The 16,344-nt window shown below is 72.2% G+C and carries 14 protein-coding genes and 1 pseudogene; 6 read left to right on the forward strand and 9 right to left on the reverse strand.

From position 1 onward, the window contains the following. Positions 1 to 174: 174 nt before the first annotated feature. Entirely contained in the window at positions 175 to 747 is a 573-nt protein-coding gene (locus ACWGIU_RS09430) for a cob(I)yrinic acid a,c-diamide adenosyltransferase (RefSeq protein ID WP_453703970.1), read from the reverse strand. 99 nt (positions 748 to 846) lie between these two features. Here ACWGIU_RS09430 and ACWGIU_RS09435 point away from each other — a divergent pair, with 99 nt between their 5' ends. The 4 genes from ACWGIU_RS09435 (at position 847) to ACWGIU_RS09450 (ending at position 5,680) form a co-directional block, all read left to right on the forward strand. Then, positions 847 to 1,386, forward strand: a complete 540-nt coding sequence (locus ACWGIU_RS09435; protein ID WP_453703972.1) for a hypothetical protein — start codon at positions 847 to 849, stop codon at positions 1,384 to 1,386. A 156-nt stretch (positions 1,387 to 1,542) separates the two neighbouring features. Continuing rightward, positions 1,543 to 2,391: a 3-hydroxyacyl-CoA dehydrogenase family protein gene (locus ACWGIU_RS09440; protein WP_453703974.1), complete on the forward strand. Its 849-nt coding sequence runs from the start codon at positions 1,543 to 1,545 to the stop codon at positions 2,389 to 2,391. A 175-nt stretch (positions 2,392 to 2,566) separates the two neighbouring features. Then, entirely contained in the window at positions 2,567 to 2,890 is a 324-nt protein-coding gene (locus ACWGIU_RS09445; RefSeq protein WP_030764081.1) for an STAS domain-containing protein, read from the forward strand. A gap of 192 nt (positions 2,891 to 3,082) precedes the next feature. Then, on the forward strand, positions 3,083 to 5,680 hold the full coding sequence (locus ACWGIU_RS09450) for an ATP-binding protein (protein WP_453703977.1): 2,598 nt from the start codon (positions 3,083 to 3,085) through the stop codon (positions 5,678 to 5,680). Between the two features lie 55 nt (positions 5,681 to 5,735). On the opposite strand, the gene nucS is transcribed toward ACWGIU_RS09450, so the two are convergent. Beyond that, positions 5,736 to 6,407 carry an endonuclease NucS gene (gene nucS, locus ACWGIU_RS09455; RefSeq protein WP_030764075.1) on the reverse strand — a complete coding sequence of 224 codons (672 nt, stop codon included), beginning with the start codon at positions 6,405 to 6,407 and terminating at the stop codon, positions 5,736 to 5,738. Between the two features lie 220 nt (positions 6,408 to 6,627). Here nucS and ACWGIU_RS09460 point away from each other — a divergent pair, with 220 nt between their 5' ends. After that, complete coding sequence (locus ACWGIU_RS09460; RefSeq protein WP_030037139.1) at positions 6,628 to 7,020, forward strand: SCO5389 family protein; 393 nt, start codon at positions 6,628 to 6,630, stop codon at positions 7,018 to 7,020. A gap of 85 nt (positions 7,021 to 7,105) precedes the next feature. Here the strand turns inward: ACWGIU_RS09460 and ACWGIU_RS09465 are convergent, their stop codons facing one another. Beyond that, complete coding sequence (locus ACWGIU_RS09465; RefSeq protein ID WP_453703980.1) at positions 7,106 to 8,137, reverse strand: LLM class flavin-dependent oxidoreductase; 1,032 nt, start codon at positions 8,135 to 8,137, stop codon at positions 7,106 to 7,108. Between the two features lie 229 nt (positions 8,138 to 8,366). Here ACWGIU_RS09465 and ACWGIU_RS09470 point away from each other — a divergent pair, with 229 nt between their 5' ends. Continuing rightward, positions 8,367 to 8,693, forward strand: a complete 327-nt coding sequence (locus ACWGIU_RS09470; RefSeq protein ID WP_030009607.1) for a hypothetical protein — start codon at positions 8,367 to 8,369, stop codon at positions 8,691 to 8,693. A 12-nt stretch (positions 8,694 to 8,705) separates the two neighbouring features. Here ACWGIU_RS09470 and ACWGIU_RS09475 read toward each other — a convergent pair whose 3' ends face one another. From ACWGIU_RS09475 to ACWGIU_RS09500, 6 genes and pseudogenes are all read right to left on the reverse strand, one after another. Continuing rightward, complete coding sequence (locus tag ACWGIU_RS09475) at positions 8,706 to 9,542, reverse strand: ABC transporter permease (RefSeq protein WP_453703982.1); 837 nt, start codon at positions 9,540 to 9,542, stop codon at positions 8,706 to 8,708. Beyond that, on the reverse strand, positions 9,539 to 10,675 hold the full coding sequence (locus ACWGIU_RS09480; protein ID WP_453703984.1) for an ABC transporter ATP-binding protein: 1,137 nt from the start codon (positions 10,673 to 10,675) through the stop codon (positions 9,539 to 9,541). Before ACWGIU_RS09480 ends, ACWGIU_RS09475 begins: the two co-directional genes overlap by 4 nt. A gap of 153 nt (positions 10,676 to 10,828) precedes the next feature. Further along, positions 10,829 to 11,605, reverse strand: a complete 777-nt coding sequence (locus tag ACWGIU_RS09485) for an ABC transporter permease subunit (protein ID WP_453703986.1) — start codon at positions 11,603 to 11,605, stop codon at positions 10,829 to 10,831. Positions 11,606 to 11,607: 2 nt separating this feature from the next. Further along, positions 11,608 to 12,603 (reverse strand): ABC transporter ATP-binding protein, encoded by a 996-nt coding sequence (locus ACWGIU_RS09490; protein ID WP_453703988.1) that lies wholly within the window; start codon positions 12,601 to 12,603, stop codon positions 11,608 to 11,610. A 102-nt stretch (positions 12,604 to 12,705) separates the two neighbouring features. After that, positions 12,706 to 13,644 (reverse strand): cellulose-binding protein, encoded by a 939-nt coding sequence (locus tag ACWGIU_RS09495; protein ID WP_453703990.1) that lies wholly within the window; start codon positions 13,642 to 13,644, stop codon positions 12,706 to 12,708. A 195-nt stretch (positions 13,645 to 13,839) separates the two neighbouring features. Beyond that, positions 13,840 to 16,344: pseudogene (locus ACWGIU_RS09500) on the reverse strand (hypothetical protein); the annotation flags it as partial.

A 16,344-nucleotide genomic window follows, 5' to 3' on the forward strand; every position in this document is an offset into this window, starting at 1 on the left:
GCCCTCATACTGGGCGTATTCGGGTGTTCCGACAACGCGGCGAGGTGCCGTAGCCGGCGTCGTGCGCCCGCCGGGGATTACGGGACAGCCCTTAGGCCGTGCAGACGCGCCTCCGCCTTGCGATGCACCACCTCCGACGCGGTGCGCCGGTCCACCGGGAGGACGGGACAGCCCTCAGCGCTCGCCGCCCGGCACCCACAGCACGTCCCCTACCTCCTTGTTGGCGACCCGGGCCAGGATGAACAGGAGGTCCGAGAGCCGGTTCAGGTAGGTGGCGGTCAGCGGGTTCATCACCTCGGCGTGCACCTCCAGCGCCGCCCACGTCGAACGCTCGGCTCGCCGGACCACCGTGCAGGCCTGGTGCAGCAGGGCCGCGCCGGGGGTGCCGCCGGGGAGGATGAAGCTGCGCAGCTTCTCCACCTGCTCCAGGAAGTGGTCGCAGTCCGCCTCCAGCTTGTCCACGTAGAACTGCTCCACGCGCAGCGGCGGGTACTCCGGGTTCTCGACCACCGGGGTGCACAGGTCGGCGCCGACGTCGAAGAGGTCGTTCTGCACGCGGACCAGGACCTTCACCACGTCCGCCGACAGCCCGCCGAGCGCGATCGCCGTCCCGATGGCCGCGTTCGCCTCGTTGGCGTCGGCGTACGCGGAGATCCGCAGGTCGGTCTTGGCGGTGCGGCTCATGTCGCCGAGGGCGGTCGTGCCCTGGTCGCCGGTACGGGTGTAGATGCGCGTGAGGTTCACCATGCGGCCAGGGTAGACGGGCCCTCGGGGGAAATTCCGGGCGAGGTCACCGCTGCTCGCGTACGGTCCGGTGGGGGCCCCGGCCCGGGAGGGAGCGGCGAAGTGGCCGACGTGTACTACATCTGGCGCCTGGCCGAGGCCGCCCAGCAGATCGATCTCCTGGCGGGTTTCCTCGCCACCCGGCACGCGGACGGCCCGGTCGCCCTCCGTGCGTCGGCCGAGTGCGCCGGGGCCGGGCGGGCGGCCGTGACCGCCGGGCGCCTGAAGGAGGCCCTCGACCGCCTCGACGACCTGCGCGAGCACGCAGCCCGCTGGGCCGGTCACCCTCACCACCCGGGCGAGCCGGCCGCCGCCGAGCACGACGCGAGGGTATGGGACTACGCCAAGGACATGCTGCGCGCGGAGCTCACGTCCGAGGCGGCGAAGGTCTCCACCGCGTGCCGGGCCCTGGGGGCGATCCGCTTCCTGGAGCGGGAGATCTGCGCGCGCCCGGAGGCGGACGAAGGGGCCCGCGCGGACGCCCGCTACCTCGCGGGACGCGCCGCCATGGCCGTCGAACTCGGCCGCCTCGGCGCCGCGCGCAAGGAGCTGGGGCGGCTGCGCGTACTGGCCGAGAGGTACACCGGGGACGACGACGGGTGAACTGGACGGTGGGGGAGGGCTGCTGGGCCGTACCGGTGTGATGTCCGTCATCTGAGACGTGACGCGTGTTACTTCACGGTCACACCGCACCGCCCGGGCGCTAGTCTCCGCCGGAGTGGCTACGTGACTGTGCCGTATGGAAACGAGGGGTGTGTAGTGGCTGGGAAGCTCGCCGTCATCGGTGCCGGACTCATGGGTTCCGGAATCGCGCAGGTCTCCGCTCAGGCGGGTTGGGACGTCGTACTCCGCGATGTCACCGAGGCCGCGCTGACCCGTGGCACCGACGGAATCAAGGCCTCCTACGACAAGTTCGTCTCCAAGGGCAAGCTGACGGCCGAGGACGCCGAGGCGGCGCTCGCGCGCATCACCACCACCACGGACCTCGACGCGGCCTCCGACGTCGACATCGTGGTGGAGGCGGCCTTCGAGAAGATCGAGATCAAGCACGAGATCTTCCGCGCCCTGGACAAGATCGTCCGCGAGGACGCGATCCTCGCCTCCAACACCTCCGCCATCCCGATCACCAAGATCGCGGCCGTGACGGAGCGTCCGGAGCGGGTCGTCGGCGCGCACTTCTTCTCGCCCGTCCCGATGATGCAGCTGTGCGAGCTCGTGCGCGGCTACAAGACGAGCGACGAAGCCCTCGCGACCACCCGGGCGTTCGCCGAGTCCGTCGGCAAGACCTGCATCGTCGTCAACCGCGACGTGGCCGGTTTCGTGACGACCCGTCTGATCTCCGCCCTCATCGTCGAGGCCGCCAAACTGTACGAATCGGGCGTGGCCTCCGCCGAGGACATCGACATCGCGTGCAAGCTGGGCTTCGGGCACGCGATGGGCCCCCTGGCCACCGCCGACCTCACGGGCGTCGACATCCTGCTGCACGCCACCAGCAACATCTACACCGAGTCCCAGGACGAGAAGTTCGCCCCGCCGGAGCTCATGCGCCGGATGGTGGACGCCGGGGACATCGGCCGCAAGAGCGGCCAGGGCTTCTACAAGCACTGAGGCCTGGCCCTGCCACGGAGCACCACCGTTCGAACGCCGTCACCCCCCAGGGTGAATTAGGTATCGGTTCGCTCACGGTCGGCAACTTCCCTGCCCGTGCGGCAGTCAGTTGCAGTGAGAGTTGCCGACCACGGACCAGTCGGACCATACGTACGCAGTACCGCCGGGAGTACACATGCACATCAGGGGCGACCACGCCGAACTCGCTGTCGGGGGCCGCCTCGACGTGCGCAGCGCGGCGGACGCCCGTACGGCCCTCCACTCCGCCCTCGACGACGGGCAGGGCGATCTCGTGCTCGACCTCACCGGGCTCGACTCCTGGGACGCGACCGGCCTCGGCGTGATCATGGGAGCGCACCGCCGAGCCGGCCGGACCGGCCGGCGCCTGGTCCTGCGCGGCGTGCCCCCGCAGATGCAGCGGCTGCTCGTCGCGACCCGGCTGCACCGGATCCTCGCGATCGAGGGCGGCCTGGAAGCCGAGTCCCTGCCCCGCGTCTGACCGACAAGCTCCTGACCTTCGCATTCCCTGCGGAAACGTAACGGTCCGGTGGTGATCGCACCCCTGCGGTTTCCCGCACGACCGGCCACGGTCTAGGGTTCGGGCGGAAACCGGACCGATAGCGACAGCGGGTGCGCGACGGCCGGGCGGTACGACGGCGAGGCGCGCGGCCCGCGATCGGGGGACTGGGTCATGGACCGTACACAGGGGCAGACCGAGCAGCACGAGCAGCCGACGGGCGGCTCCGCACCCGCAGCGCCCGCGGCATCCACGGCACCCCCCGCAGTCGCAGCGCCCGCGGCATCCACGGCACCCCCCGCAGTCGCAGCGCCCACCGCGCCCGCGGCGGCCGGGCCCGCACGGGTCGTCAGCCTGACCGCGGGCGGGTTCGCCCTCACCGTCAACCCGATCGACGGCAGCGAGATCGAACCGCTGCGCCCCGGTATCGAGCCGGCCCGCCCCGCCAAGCGCGACGCGGCCGCCCGCGCGGCCCGCACCGCCGCCGCACGGCCGCCCGTACTGCCGGGCCCCGCGGCCCCCGCCCGCCCCCTGCTGGAGCGTGCGGAGGAACGGGAGCGGCTCGTCCGGCTGCTGGGCCGGGGCCGGTCCGTACGTCTGACCGGGCCCTCGGGATCCGGCCGCAGCGCCCTGCTCGACGCGGTCGCCGACCGGTGCGCGGGCCTGGCGCCGGACGGCGTCGTACGGCTCAGCGGATACGGGCACCAGCAGCCGGGGGAACTGCTCCACGCCCTCTACGCGACGGTGTACGAGGCCGAGCGGGAGCGGCCGGGCCGGGCCGAGCTCCTGGCCCGCGTACGGGACATAGGCGCCGTCGTCCTCCTGGACGATCTGGAGATGGGCGGGACCGCCCTCGATGAACTGATGCGCGCCACCCCCGAATGCGCCTACCTGCTGGCCGCGACCCCCGACACCCGGGCCCCCTCCGACGACTCGCACATCGAGGAGGTCTTCCTCGGCGGACTGGGCAAGGCCGACTGCCTGGAACTGCTGGAAGCGGGCGTCGGACGGCCGCTGACGGACGAGGAGACCGCCTGGGCGGGGGACCTGCGCTTCGCCTCCGAGGGGCTGCCCCTGCGCTTCGTACAGGCCGCCGCGCTGCTGCGGCAGCGGGACGAGCTCAACCACAGCGACGAGGACGACGAGGAAGAGGAGCCCGGCGTCTTCGAGGAGCGCCCGCGCGACGCCGTGCACGTGCCGCTGCCGACCCTCGCCGAGGGCGCCGCCCCGGCGGAGCTGCTGGCCTCGCGGGTCAGCGAGTCGGCGCGCGCGGCGCTGCGGATCGCGTGCGCGCTGGGCGGCGAGCTGCCGCACCACGCGCATCTGCCCGCGCTGGTGGGCGACACCCACGCCGACACGGCGGTGGCGGAGCTGCTGGCCTGCGGGCTGCTGACGCCCGTCGGGACGCGGTACCGGCTGGCGGCGGGCGTCGCGCGGCAGCTGGAGGAGGTCGGGTACGGGGACACCGCGTCGGAGGAGGCCCGTACGGCCGCCCGGCACTACGCCTGGTGGACCGGGCACGCCTCGGTGGTCCCGGAGCGGGTCGCGGCGGAGTCGGACGCGGTGCTCGCGGCGCTGGCCGGCGCGGACGTGGTCGCGGCGGTGCTGCTGGCGCGCACGGCGGCTCCGGCGTTCGCGGCCTCGCTGAACTGGGAGGCCTGGGAGCGGGTGCTGCGCTCGGGAGCGGAGGCCGCGCGCAAGGCCGGGGAGGTCGCCGAGCAGGCGTACTTCCACCACGAGCTCGGCGTGCTGGCCCTGTGCGAGGAGCGCCTGGACCGGGCGCGGGCCGAGCTGGAGACCTCGATCGGGTTGCGGGGCGCCTTGGCGGACAAACGGGGCACGGTCGCCGGACGGCGGGCCTTGGCGCTGGTCGTCGACCGGGAGACGGCGGGGGCGGCCGCGTCACCCCCGCTGCGGCTGGAGGCACCGGCACCCGCCGCCCCGGCGGCGGCGCCGGAGGCCGTGACGGTGGCCACCCCGGCCGCCCCGGCCGCCGCGTCCACCCCGGCCGCCCCCGCACCGCGCGTGGCCCCGTCGGCCCCGGGCTCCCCCTCGGCGCCGTCCACCCCGGGCGCACGGGCGGCCTCCGAGGCGTCAACGACCCGTGTACCCCCGGTGGCTCCGGCGGTTCCGGCAGGTTCGGTCTCCGCCCCGGGGGTGACTCGGATGACCACGGTCGTGCCGGTGACCGCCCGCTCGCAGACGCCCTCGACGCTGTCCGAGGTCTTCGAGGACGCCTTCCCGCTCCACCCCAAGCCCGCCCCGCCCGCCCTGCCCGCCGCCCCCCGTCCCACCGCTCCGGCCCCGGCGCCCGGCCGTCGCCGGCTCGTCCTGCTGGCCGGCGCGGGCGCGCTGACCGTGGTGGCCCTGGGCACGGTCGTCAGCCTGGCACTGAGCTCCTCGGACACCGCGCCGCCGGCGCAGGGCCCGGCGGTGACCTCCACCCCCACGGTGACGGCGCCCGGCACCACCGCGGCCACCACCAGCGGGAACGATCCTGCGCCGGAGCCGCCCGTATCCGCCCCGGCGGCCCAGACCTCGGAGCCGGGGCAGAGCGCCGCCCCGACCCCGGGCCGCACTCCCGCCCGGACCCCGTCGCGCCGTCCGTCCCCGACGCCGCCGAACTTCCCTCCCACGACGCCCGTTTCGCCCCCGCCGACCAGCGCCCAGCCCTCGCCCACGCCGACGGAGACCGTCACGCCGTCGCCTTCCGCGACCACCACGCAGACGGGTACCACCGCCTCGGCCGGCTCACCGGTCACCGGCCGGTGAACGACAACGGCTCCGTCCCGGGGGACGGAGCCGTGGTGCGGGGTGGAGCGGAGGATCAGAACAGGCGGAGCTTGTCGTCCTCGATGCCGCGCATCGCGTTGTAGTCCAGGACCACGCAGTCCATGCCGCGGTCCGTCGCCAGGACCTTCGCCTGCGGCTTGATCTCCTGGGCCGCGAAGACGCCCCGGACCGGGGCCAGGTGCGGGTCGCGGTTGAGGAGTTCGAGGTAGCGCGTCAGCTGCTCGACACCGTCGATCTCGCCGCGGCGCTTGATCTCCACGGCCACCGTCGCGCCCGACGCGTCCCGGCACAGGATGTCCACCGGGCCGATCGCCGTCATGTATTCGCGCCGGATCAGCGTGTAGCCCTCGCCCAGCGTTTCGATCCGGTCCGCGAGGAGTTCCTGGAGGTGTGCCTCGACGCCGTCCTTGATGAGCCCCGGGTCGGTGCCGAGCTCATGGGAGGAGTCGTGGAGGACTTCCTCCATGGTGATGATGAGCTTCTCGCCCGCTTTGTTGATGACCGTCCAGATGTTGGCCTCATCGCCGCTCCCCTCCTTGAGGGTGCACGGCGGCGACATCCAGTTGAGCGGTTTGTACGCTCGGTCGTCCGCGTGGATCGAGACACTGCCGTCAGCCTTCACGAGGATCAGACGGGGTGCCGAGGGCAGATGGGCGGTGAGCCGGCCCGCGTAGTCGACGGAGCAGCGGGCAATGACGAGACGCATGGTCGGCAACGCTACTCGACGAGAAGGCCTTCACGCGATTCGCCCCTGAAAGCCCCGTTCGCCGATGGCGCGTTGTATGCGCATTCTCCTGGTGCGTCACCGATGGGACGCCTACCGTGGTGAGCGGGAGGTTGTCGAGCGTGCACTCTGCGTCGCGACCTCCTTCCCTGCCCGTAAGACTCCGGCAACCCGAACAGCCGGGGTCGCGAGAGGAGAACCCATGTCGCTCGACGTCTCACCGGCCCTACTCGAACAGGCCGAGCGAGGCGAGGTCGACGAAGCCGCTTTCGTCGACTGCGTCCGGACCTCCCTGCCCTTCGCGTGGGAGATGATCAGCTCGCTGGTGGCTCAGCTGAAGGTGGACGGCGGACAGTTCGCCGACAACCAGACGCCGCCGCCGGACGAGCAGGCGCGAGGGCAGCTGCTGCGCGCCCTCGCCAGTGACGCGATACGCGGTGCGCTGCAGCGGCACTTCGGAGTGCGCCTGGCATTCCAGAACTGTCACCGGGTGGCGGTCTTCCCGCTGGATCCCTCGGTGGACGACCGGCTGGCCAAGTTCACTTCGATCCGCGGTCAGCTGCTCAACCAGTCGCCCGAGCTGCGCGACTGCTGAACCATGCCCTGGCCGCCTCTTTCGGATCATGCCCGGGCCCACCGGCGTGATCCGAAAGAAACGGCCCAGGCAGGACCGGCAGGTCTCAGTCGAGACGGGGAAGGACCTCGGCGCCGAGTCGTCGTACGTTCTCCTCCGTCGCGGCGAGATCTCCGGAGCCCTCCGCCAGGAGGGCGAAGCGCGTGATGCCCGTCCGTGCCGACGTGGCCGCAAGCCGGTCCGCCGCCACCTCCGGGGTGCCCACCGGGTGCAGGTCGCAGAGCAGTTCCGTGTAGGCGACCGGATCCCGCATCGCGCGCACCCGGCCGTCCACGGTCACATGCGCGTCGAGGCCCTGCTTGAGCCAGCCCGGCATCGCCTTCAGCAGGGTCTCGCGCGCGTCCGCCGTACGGTCGGCGATCTGGCACACTCCGGCGGAGACGTGTCCCGCGCCGGCCACGTGGTCGCGCGAGTGACCCGCCGCCAGCGCCGTGCTGCGCCACAGCGCGACCATCTCGGCCTTGCTCTCGTCCCCGCAGTGCATCCCGAGGAGCATCGGCAGCCCCCGTTCCGCGGCCATCCGGACCGACGCCGCGGACGTACAGGCCACGATGACCTCGGGCCCCGCCGTGTCCCCGTCCAGGGCCTCCGAGGGGCGCGGTACGACGGCCACCTCGCGGAATCCGTACCGCTCGCCGGCGCCGCCCACCCGGGCCTCCGTCAGCCAGCGCCGGAGCAGGTCCAAGGCCTCCGGGAAGCCGTTCTCGTAACTGTCCAGACCGCCCCCGAACACCTCCAGGTCCACCCACGGCCCGCCCCGGCCCACCCCGAGGGCGAACCTGCCGCCCGAGGTCACGTGCAGCAGGGCCGCCTGCTCGCCGAGCGCCACCGGGTGTGTGCTCGGCAGCACGCTCACGGCCGTGCCCACCCGCAGCCGCCGGGTCCGGCCCAGCAGCAGGGCCGCCAGGGTCACCGCCGAGGGGCAGACCCCGTACGGGACGAAGTGGTGCTCGGCGAGCCAGACGGAGTCGAGCCCGGCCTCCTCGGCCACCTCGGCGGTCCGCACCGCCCGGTGCAGTGCCTCTCCCTGTCCCTGGCCCGGGAACTGGGCCGCCAGTACAAACGCTCCTACGCGCATCGCCTTTAGCCTCCTCACGGCTGACGCGGCCTCCCCCAGGTGGACCGGTTCTTCCTATGGCAACAACGTCTGACACGTGCCAAAGGCACGGGCTGACAGGAAAGTTATTGGGATTGTCGGTCCATTCCTCTTCGCGCGCCCGCCTTCCTCGGCAACCCTGCGGGTACCCGGCCTCGCTGCGCGTAGTCTGGAAGAAAGTCACTGCCGTCCGCCCATCCGTGAGGTATACGTGTCACCGCGCAACAACCGCCCCAGGGGCGGCGAGACCCCGGACGAACGCCCCAGCACCGGCCTCGACCGCTACGGGCTGGAGCGCACGGAGGAGTACCAGGGGGAGGACTGGAAGGTCCGGCACGTGGCCGGCGCGAGCGCGGCGGGCAAGCGCTACCGCTGCCCCGGCTGCGACCAGGAGATCCCCTCCGGCACCCCGCACCTGGTGGCCTGGCCCGAGTACGGCGGTGTGGACGACCGACGGCACTGGCACAAGGCCTGCTGGAACGCGAAGGACCGCCGCACCTCCAAGGTGCAGCGGTCCCGCAACGCTCCCCGGTACTGACTCCGCCCCGTCCTACACGTCCCGGCGGCCGACGACCACGTACGAGGCGGCCACGGCGCCGCCGGTGACCAGCACGATGAGCATCAGCTGCGCGAGGGTGCTCGGCTCCGGGCCCATGTCGCCGCCCTGCGGCAGGCCGAACAGCGTCATCAGGGCCACCGGCACGTTGTGCTGCAGGATGACCCGGCCGGCGGGTGCGAGGGCCTCCCACATGCTGAGCATGGCCCCGATCACCGGCGGCAGCGTGACCAGGCCCAGCATCACGGCGATCGCCCCGGCCGAGTGCCGCACCAGCGCGCCGATCGCGAGCGCGAGCACGCCGAGCAGGGTGACGTAGCCGCAGCCGAGCAGCGCCCCCAACCATTCGCCGGCCGCGTGCGGGCCGGACGCGCTGCCCCCGCGCACGACCGCCGCGGTGACCCCGACCACGAAGACCGACAGCGCGGTGATCGCGAAGGCCACCATGCTGAAGACGAGGTACTTCGCGGTGAGCACCCGGTACCGGTCCGGGGCGGCCGTGAACGTGGTCCGCACCAGCCCGGTGCCGTGCTCCGAGCTGATGGTCAGCACCCCGAGGACGATCACCGCGAGCTGGCCGACCAGCAGGCCGATGAGCGCGGGCGTCGTGAAGTTGATCTGCGTGTAGTCCACGGCCGAGGTCTGCGAGACGACGGTCAGGCCGACGCCGACCACGGTCAGCACGAGCGAACCCAGCGTCCACAGGGTGGAGCGGAGCGAGACCAGCTTGGTCCACTCCGAGGCCATGGCGTGCCCCAGGTGCGGCCGCGGCGTGGCGAGGGGAGAGCTGTAACTCCCGGGCTGCTCCGCCGTCGTGGTCGTCGGGGTCATCGGGTGTCCTCGGGGGTGTGCGGGGTGGTGTTCCTGACGGTGCTCGCGAGCTCGCCCGGCTTGCCGGGCATCAGGAAGGGCTGCCCGCCCGCGCCGGGCGGCGGGGGCGCGTAGAAGCCGGTCGGCGGGACCTCGGGAGCCGCCTCCGCCTCCGCCTCCTCCTCCCAGGCCGGGAGGGAGAGCGGCTCCGGCTCCCACAGCTCGGCCCGCGGGTCGTCGGTGGAGGTGTACTCGACGGTGGACTGGGTCATCCGCATGTACGCCTCCTCCAGCGAGGCCCGGTGCGGCGACAGCTCCCACAGCCGTACGCCGGCCCCGTGCGCGAGGTCGGAGATGCGCGGCAACTCAAGGCCGGTCACACGCAGTGCCCCGTCGGGCTCCTGGAGCACCCGGCCGCCCGCCTTGGTGAGGGCCTTACCCAGCGTGTCCCAGCCATCAGGATCAGTGTCGGCCGTCCGCACCCGAGCGAATCCGGCCGAGTTGTGCGCGATGAACTCCTGGGTGCCCATGTCGGCCAGCAGCCGTCCCCGGCCGATCACGATCAGGTGGTCGGCGGTCAGCGCCATCTCGCTCATCAGGTGCGAGGAGACGAAGACGGTGCGGCCCTCGGAGGCGAGGCGGCGCATGAGGTTGCGGACCCAGAGGATGCCCTCGGGGTCGAGCCCGTTGACCGGCTCGTCGAACAGCAGCACCTGCGGGTCGCCGAGCAGCGCGGTGGCGATGCCGAGCCGCTGGCCCATGCCGAGCGAGAAGCCCTTCGTACGCTGCCGGGCGGCGTCCTGGAGGCCCACCACGGCCAGCACTTCGTCCACCCGCTTCTCCGGGATCCCGGAGAGCTGGGCGATGGAGAGCAGATGGGTACGGGCCCGGCGGCCGCCGTGCACGGCCTTGGCGTCGAGCAGGGCCCCGACGTGCCGCTGGGCGTTCGGCAGCTCCCGGAAGGGCCGGCCGTTGATCGTGACATGACCGGACGTGGGCCGGTCCAGGCCGACGATCATGCGCATGGTGCTGGACTTCCCGGAGCCGTTGGGCCCCAGGAATCCGGTGACGTGACCCGGCTTGACCTGGAAGGACAGCTGGTCGACGGCGGTCTTGGCGCCGAAGCGCTTGGTCAGGCCGACTGCCTCGATCATCTTGCTGCCCCTTACCAGGCCGGGACGACTTTCGCCCGCGTAAGGGTTAAGAGGATAACGAGGTTCCCGTGGTTCCGTCCCGGGCCGGATCCCTGAGCTGCCCCTGAGACCGACCCGGGCATCACCCGTAGTACTTCGGCAGGGGGCCCGCCGTCAGGCGTCCCTCTTCTTGAGGACGAGGTAGCCCCCGAGTACCGAGGCGGCCACCCACAGGAGCATGATCCCGAGTCCGGCCCACGGCCCGTACGGGGACTCCGCGCTGCCCATGGCGTTCGGTACGACCTGCATGATCTTCGATCCGGCCGCGGTGGGCAGGTACTGGCCGTACTCGCGCGTCGCCTCGAAGGCGTTGAGGAGGTTCGTGACGATCAGGAAGAACGGAATCAGGATGCTGATCGAGGCGACCGAGCTGCGCAGCATGGTGGCGACCCCCATGGAGAACAGGGCGAGCAGTGCCATGTACACGCCGGCGCCGATCACCGCGCGCAGGACGTTCTTCCCGTCGAGACCGGTGCCGTGGTCGCCCAGGATCGCCTGGCTGAGGAAGAACGACACGAAGCTCGTCAGCAGTCCGACCAGCAGCGCCAGGGCCGTGGCCACGGTGAGCTTGCCGAACAGGAACCCCGCGCGGGCGGGCACGGCGGCCAGCGAGGTGCGGATCATGCCGGTGCTGTATTCGGTGCTGACCACCAGCACTCCGAAGACGATCATTGCGATCTGGCCGAACTGCATCCCGGCGAAGCTCACCAGGGTGGGGTCGAAGGTGGCCTGTTCGATCCGGCTCATGTCGTCGAAGCCCGCCGCGACCGCAGTGGAGATCAGTGCGCCGAAGCCGGCGGTGACGATCAGGGCCAGCGCGAGCGTCCAGCTGGTGGAGGCCACCGTGCGGATCTTGGTCCACTCGGACTCCAGGACGGCGGTGAAGGCCATGCTCACTCACCGGCCTTGCGGGTCGCCTCGTAGCCGGCGCCCCAGGCGGGGACGTCGGACGGCCGGGCCGGGTTGTCGGCGGCCGGGCCCGGGGCGTGGGCGTGGTACTCGACGGAGTCCGCCGTCATGCGCATGAACGCTTCCTCCAGTGACGCCCGTTGTGGGCTGAGTTCGTGCAGCACGATCCGGTGCTGGGCGGCCAGCTCGCCGAGCTGCTCCGCACTCGCGCCGTCGATCTCCAGGCTGCCGGTGGCGGGAACGCTGATGGCGTTGATCCCGGTCTCGTGCAGGAGGTCCTTCAGCCGCTCCTGTTGCGGCGAGCGCAGCCGGACGTAGCTGCGCGAGTTCTGCTGGATGAAATCGGCCATCGGCAGGTCTGCCAGCAGCTTTCCCCGCCCGATGACGACCAAATGGTCGGCGGTCAGGGCCATTTCGCTCATCAGGTGGGAGGAGACGAAGATCGTCCTGCCCTCCGCCGCCAGGCCCTTCATCAGATTGCGGATCCAGAGAATTCCCTCGGGATCCAGGCCGTTGACCGGCTCGTCGAACATCAGGATTTCCGGATCGCCCAGCAATGCGGAGGCGATTCCCAGCCGTTGGCTCATTCCGAGCGAAAATCCTTTGGACTTCTTCTTCGCCACGGCCGTCAGCCCGACCAGATCCAGCACCTCGTCGACCCGCTGCCGCGGGATGCGATTCGACTGCGCCAGGCAGAGAAGGTTGTTGTAGGCGCTCCGGCCACCGTGCATGGCCTTCGCGTCCAGCAGCGCCCCGACGTGGTGCAGCGGGTCCGGCAGCTCCCGGTAGTGCTTCCCGTAGACCCGCACCGTGCCGCTGGTCGGGTTGTCGAGGTCGAGCATCATGCGCATGGTCGTCGATTTGCCCGCGCCGTTCGGGCCGAGGAAGCCGGTCACCACCCCCGGTCGGATCTGAAAGCTGAGGTGATCCACGGCGGTCGTCGTACCGAAGCGTTTGGTAAGGCCCTCAAGCTCGATCATGCGGACACGCTAGAACGCCCGAGGGCCCTACGCCACCTCAAAAGGGTGACATAGGGCCCTCGATCGGGCGCACGACGGATGCCGCGTCCTACCCGTCGGTGATCAGCGGCTCTGCTGGGCCGGGACGCCGCGGGTGATGGGCTCGTCGTCCACGATCGGGTTGGCCGCCGCGACGGCCGCACCGGTGAGCGTCGCCAGCATCTCGCGGACGTTGGTCAGCTGGGCGTTGATCGAGTCGCGGCGGTTGGTGAGCGCGGCCAGCTCGCGCTCGGACTCGCTGCGGATGCGGTCCGCCTTGGCGTTGGCGTCGGCCACGATGTCCTCGGCCTGGCGCTGCGCGGTCTCCACGGTCTGGCGGGCCCGGCGCTCCGCGTCCGTACGCAGCTTCTCGGCCTCCAGGCGCAGCTGCTCGGCGCGGTGCTCGATCTCCGCGAGACGCTTCTCGGCCTTGGCCTGGCGAGAGGCCAGGTCCCGCTCGGACTGCTCGCGGCGCTTGGCCAGGTTGGTCTCGAAGTCCGCGGCGGCCTGGGCGGCCTTGGCGCGGGTCTCCTCGAAGAGGGCGTCGGCCTCCTCGCGCTTGGAGGCCGCGTCCTTCTGGGCCTCTGCGCGCAGGGTCGACGCGTCGCCCTTGGCCTTCTCGACGATGCGGACGCCCTCGTCCTCCGCCTTCGACTTGCGGTCGGCGGCGAACGACTCGGCGTCGTTGCGTACCTGCTGGGCGGCCGACTCGGCGAGCTCACGGTGCTGCTCGGCCGCGCGACGGGCCTCCTCGCGCAGGTCCTTCGCCTCCTCCTCGGCCAGCCGCAGGATCTTCTCGACCCGGGCGCCGAGACCGGCGTACGACGGCTCGGCGTCGTTCACCTGGGCCTGGGCGTTCTGCGTCTCGAGGTGCAACTCCTCGATCCGCTTTTCCAGAGAGTTGATACGTCCAAGGGCGCTGTCGCGGTCGGAGACCAGCTTGGTAATGCGGTCGTCCACCTGACCACGGTCGTAACCACGCCGCACGAGCTCGAAGCCGAAGGGGGAGGAAGTGTCGCTCATGGGGTTCCTGTCGAATGAGACCGATGAGGTGCTACGTGAGGTGTTAGGGGAATCCTAGGCGCCCAGGCGGCGTGTCATCGAGTCAATCCGCGTTTGATCTGGACAATGACACCCCTTTTGAGTGGCAAGGCAGCAGAATGCTTGTCACCCGTTCGCCTGAACCTTCATCAGGTGCACACACCGTGGAGCATTTGGCTACCCCTCCGACGCCTTGCCACCCGAACGAGTGGACCCCACGGTCACCCCGGCCTTCACGCCCCCCGCGCCCTGGCCGCCGACCGCCGGCTTCCCGCCGCCCGAAGGCGGCGCCTCGAATGATTCCAACGCCTCAAGAACGTCCTGGACACGGGAGATCTCCGCCTGAATGTCCTCGCGACGGCGCACCAGGACCTCCAGCTCACGGCGGCCCTCCTCGACGAGCTGCTCCGCCTCCGCCTTGGCCCGCGCGAGTGCGCTCTCCGCCTCCCGGGCCAGCTCCGCCTTCTTCTGCTCGGCCTCCTTGAGCAGCGCCTCCGCCTTGCGGACCGCGGCGATGCGCACCTTGCTCGCCTCGCTGCTCGCGTCCGACACCAGCTCCTTGGCCTTCGCCTCGGCCTCGACGCTCTGCTCCGTCGCCGCGCGCACCAGCTTGTCCACGCGCTCGCCGGCCGACTTCATCTGCTCGGCCGACTCCCGGCGGGCGCGCTCGTGCAGCTCCTCGACCTCGCCCTCGACGCGGCCGCGCAGCTCCTCCGCCCGTTCCCTTATGGCAGCCGCGTCCCTGCGCGCGCCGACCAGCAGCTCGTCCGCGTCCGTGCGGGCCTTCTCCACCATGGAGTTGCCCTCGACGGTCGCCTCGGAGGTGATCCGCACGGCCTCCTTGCGGGCCGCGTCGACCATCGCGTCGGCCTGCTCCTCGGCAGCCGTGGTCGCGGCGAGGGCCTGCTTCTGCGCCTCGGCCGTGAGCTTCTCGGCTTCCGCCGAGGCCTCCGTGATGAGCCGGTCCACCTGCTCCGCAGCCTCGCTGCGACGCTTGTTCGCCGCCTCGCGTGCCTCGTCCAGCAGCCGCTCGGACTCGGTACGGGCCTCGGCGCGGGTGCGCTCCGCCGCGGCCGCCGCCTGCGCCTTGACCCGCTCGGCCTCCGACCGGGTGCGGGTCGCGTGCTCCTGCGCCGAGGAAAGCGCCTCCGACGCGTCCGCCCGCAGCCGCTCTGCCTCGCCGGCCGCCTCGGCGACCGTGCGCTCGTTGTCCCTGCGGGTCTGCTCGATGAGCTTCTCCGTCTCGGCCACGGCCTCCGTGACGAGCCGGTCCGCCTGCTCGGCCGCCTCGGAACGCAGCCGGTTCGCCTCGGCGCGCGCCTCGTCCAGCGTCTGCTCGGCGTCGCGCTCGGCACTCGACAGCGTTTCGTTCGCCGCGGCCGTGACCCGGTCCGCCTCCGCGGTGGCCTCGCCGATGATCCGGCCACCCTCCGCGCGGGCGTCGGCCAGCACCTTGGCCGCCTCGGCGACGGTGGCCTCGTTGGCCATCCGGGTCTCGTCGATCAGCCGGTCGCCCTCGGCACGCGAGTCGACCATGATCCGTGCGGCGTCACGCTCGGCACTCGCCAGGGTCTCGGCCGCCTGCGCCTTGAGCCGGACCGCCGCGGTGGTGATCCGCTCGGCCTCCACCGTCGCCTCGCCGACGGTGGCCGCGTTCGCGGCGCGGGTCTCCTCGGTGAGGCGGTCCGCCTCCGCGGAGGCCTCCGTGATGAGCCGGTCGGCCTGCTCCGCGGCCTCGGTACGCAGCCGGTTGCCCTCGGCCCGTGCCTCGTCCAGGATGCCGGCGGCCTCGATGCGGCTTGCCTCGGCGATCTCGGCCGCCTCGGTGGTGATCCGCTCGGCCTCCGCCGTCGCCTCGCCGACGGTGGCCGCGTTCGCGGCGCGGGTCTCCTCGGTGAGCCGCTCGGCCTCCGCCGTCGCCTCGGCCGTGATCCGGGCGCCCTCGGCGCGGGAGGACTCCAGGGACTCCGCCGCCTCGCCGCGGATCCGGTTCGCGTCGTCCCGGGCGTCGGCCCGGGTCCGGGCCGCGTCCCGCTCGGAGGCGGCCAGCGCGTCCGTGGCCTCCGTACGCACCCGCTGCGCGTACTCGGCGGTGTCGGTGCGCAGCTGCTCCGCCTCGGCGATGGCCTCGCCGACCGTACGCTCCGCGAGCGCCTTCGCCGCGTCCGTCTCGGCCCGCGCCTCGCTGCGGATCCGGTTGGCGTCCTCGGTGGCCCGCTCCCGCTCCGCGTAGGCATCGCCGCGGACCCGGCCGGCCTCTTCCTCGGCCTCCGTCCTCGTACGCTCCGCCGCGTGCTCGGCGGCGTTGCGCAGCCCGGCGATCTCCTCCTCGGCCTGCTCGTGCAACCCGGCCACGGAGTCCCGTACCTGCTGCGCGGTGGCCTCCGCCGCCGACACGACCTCCGACGCGCGCCGCTCGGCCTCCTCGGTCAGCCAGACCGCCTCGGCCTGCGCCTCCTCGGAGCGCTTGCGGGCCTGCGCCAGCAGTTCCTCGCTCTGCTCGCGGGCCTGGGCCCGCTCGTTCTCCGCGTCGGTCCGCGCCGACGCCAGGGTCTCCTCGGACTCCCGGCGGCGCCGGGCGGCCTCCTCCTGCGCGGCGGCCAGCGCCTCCGCGGCCTCCGCGGCGACCCGCTCGGCGGCGGCCTTCGCCTCCGCGCGCAGCCGGTCCGCGGTCTCCTGGGC

This window comes from Streptomyces sp. NPDC054840 (assembly GCF_053611065.1).

Excerpts from the sequence above, each read along its gene's own strand:
- ACWGIU_RS09430 (WP_453703970.1), bottom strand. The coding sequence starts at position 747 with ATGGTGAACCTCACGCGCATCTACACCCGTACCGGCGACCAGGGCACG.
- ACWGIU_RS09445 (WP_030764081.1), top strand. The coding sequence starts at position 2,567 with ATGCACATCAGGGGCGACCACGCCGAACTCGCTGTCGGGGGCCGCCTC.
- ACWGIU_RS09450 (WP_453703977.1), top strand. The coding sequence starts at position 3,083 with ATGGACCGTACACAGGGGCAGACCGAGCAGCACGAGCAGCCGACGGGC.
- nucS (WP_030764075.1), bottom strand. The coding sequence starts at position 6,407 with ATGCGTCTCGTCATTGCCCGCTGCTCCGTCGACTACGCGGGCCGGCTC.
- ACWGIU_RS09460 (WP_030037139.1), top strand. The coding sequence starts at position 6,628 with ATGTCGCTCGACGTCTCACCGGCCCTACTCGAACAGGCCGAGCGAGGC.
- ACWGIU_RS09465 (WP_453703980.1), bottom strand. The coding sequence starts at position 8,137 with ATGCGCGTAGGAGCGTTTGTACTGGCGGCCCAGTTCCCGGGCCAGGGA.
- ACWGIU_RS09475 (WP_453703982.1), bottom strand. The coding sequence starts at position 9,542 with ATGACCCCGACGACCACGACGGCGGAGCAGCCCGGGAGTTACAGCTCT.
- ACWGIU_RS09480 (WP_453703984.1), bottom strand. The coding sequence starts at position 10,675 with ATGATCGAGGCAGTCGGCCTGACCAAGCGCTTCGGCGCCAAGACCGCC.
- ACWGIU_RS09485 (WP_453703986.1), bottom strand. The coding sequence starts at position 11,605 with ATGGCCTTCACCGCCGTCCTGGAGTCCGAGTGGACCAAGATCCGCACG.
- ACWGIU_RS09490 (WP_453703988.1), bottom strand. The coding sequence starts at position 12,603 with ATGATCGAGCTTGAGGGCCTTACCAAACGCTTCGGTACGACGACCGCC.
- ACWGIU_RS09495 (WP_453703990.1), bottom strand. The coding sequence starts at position 13,644 with ATGAGCGACACTTCCTCCCCCTTCGGCTTCGAGCTCGTGCGGCGTGGT.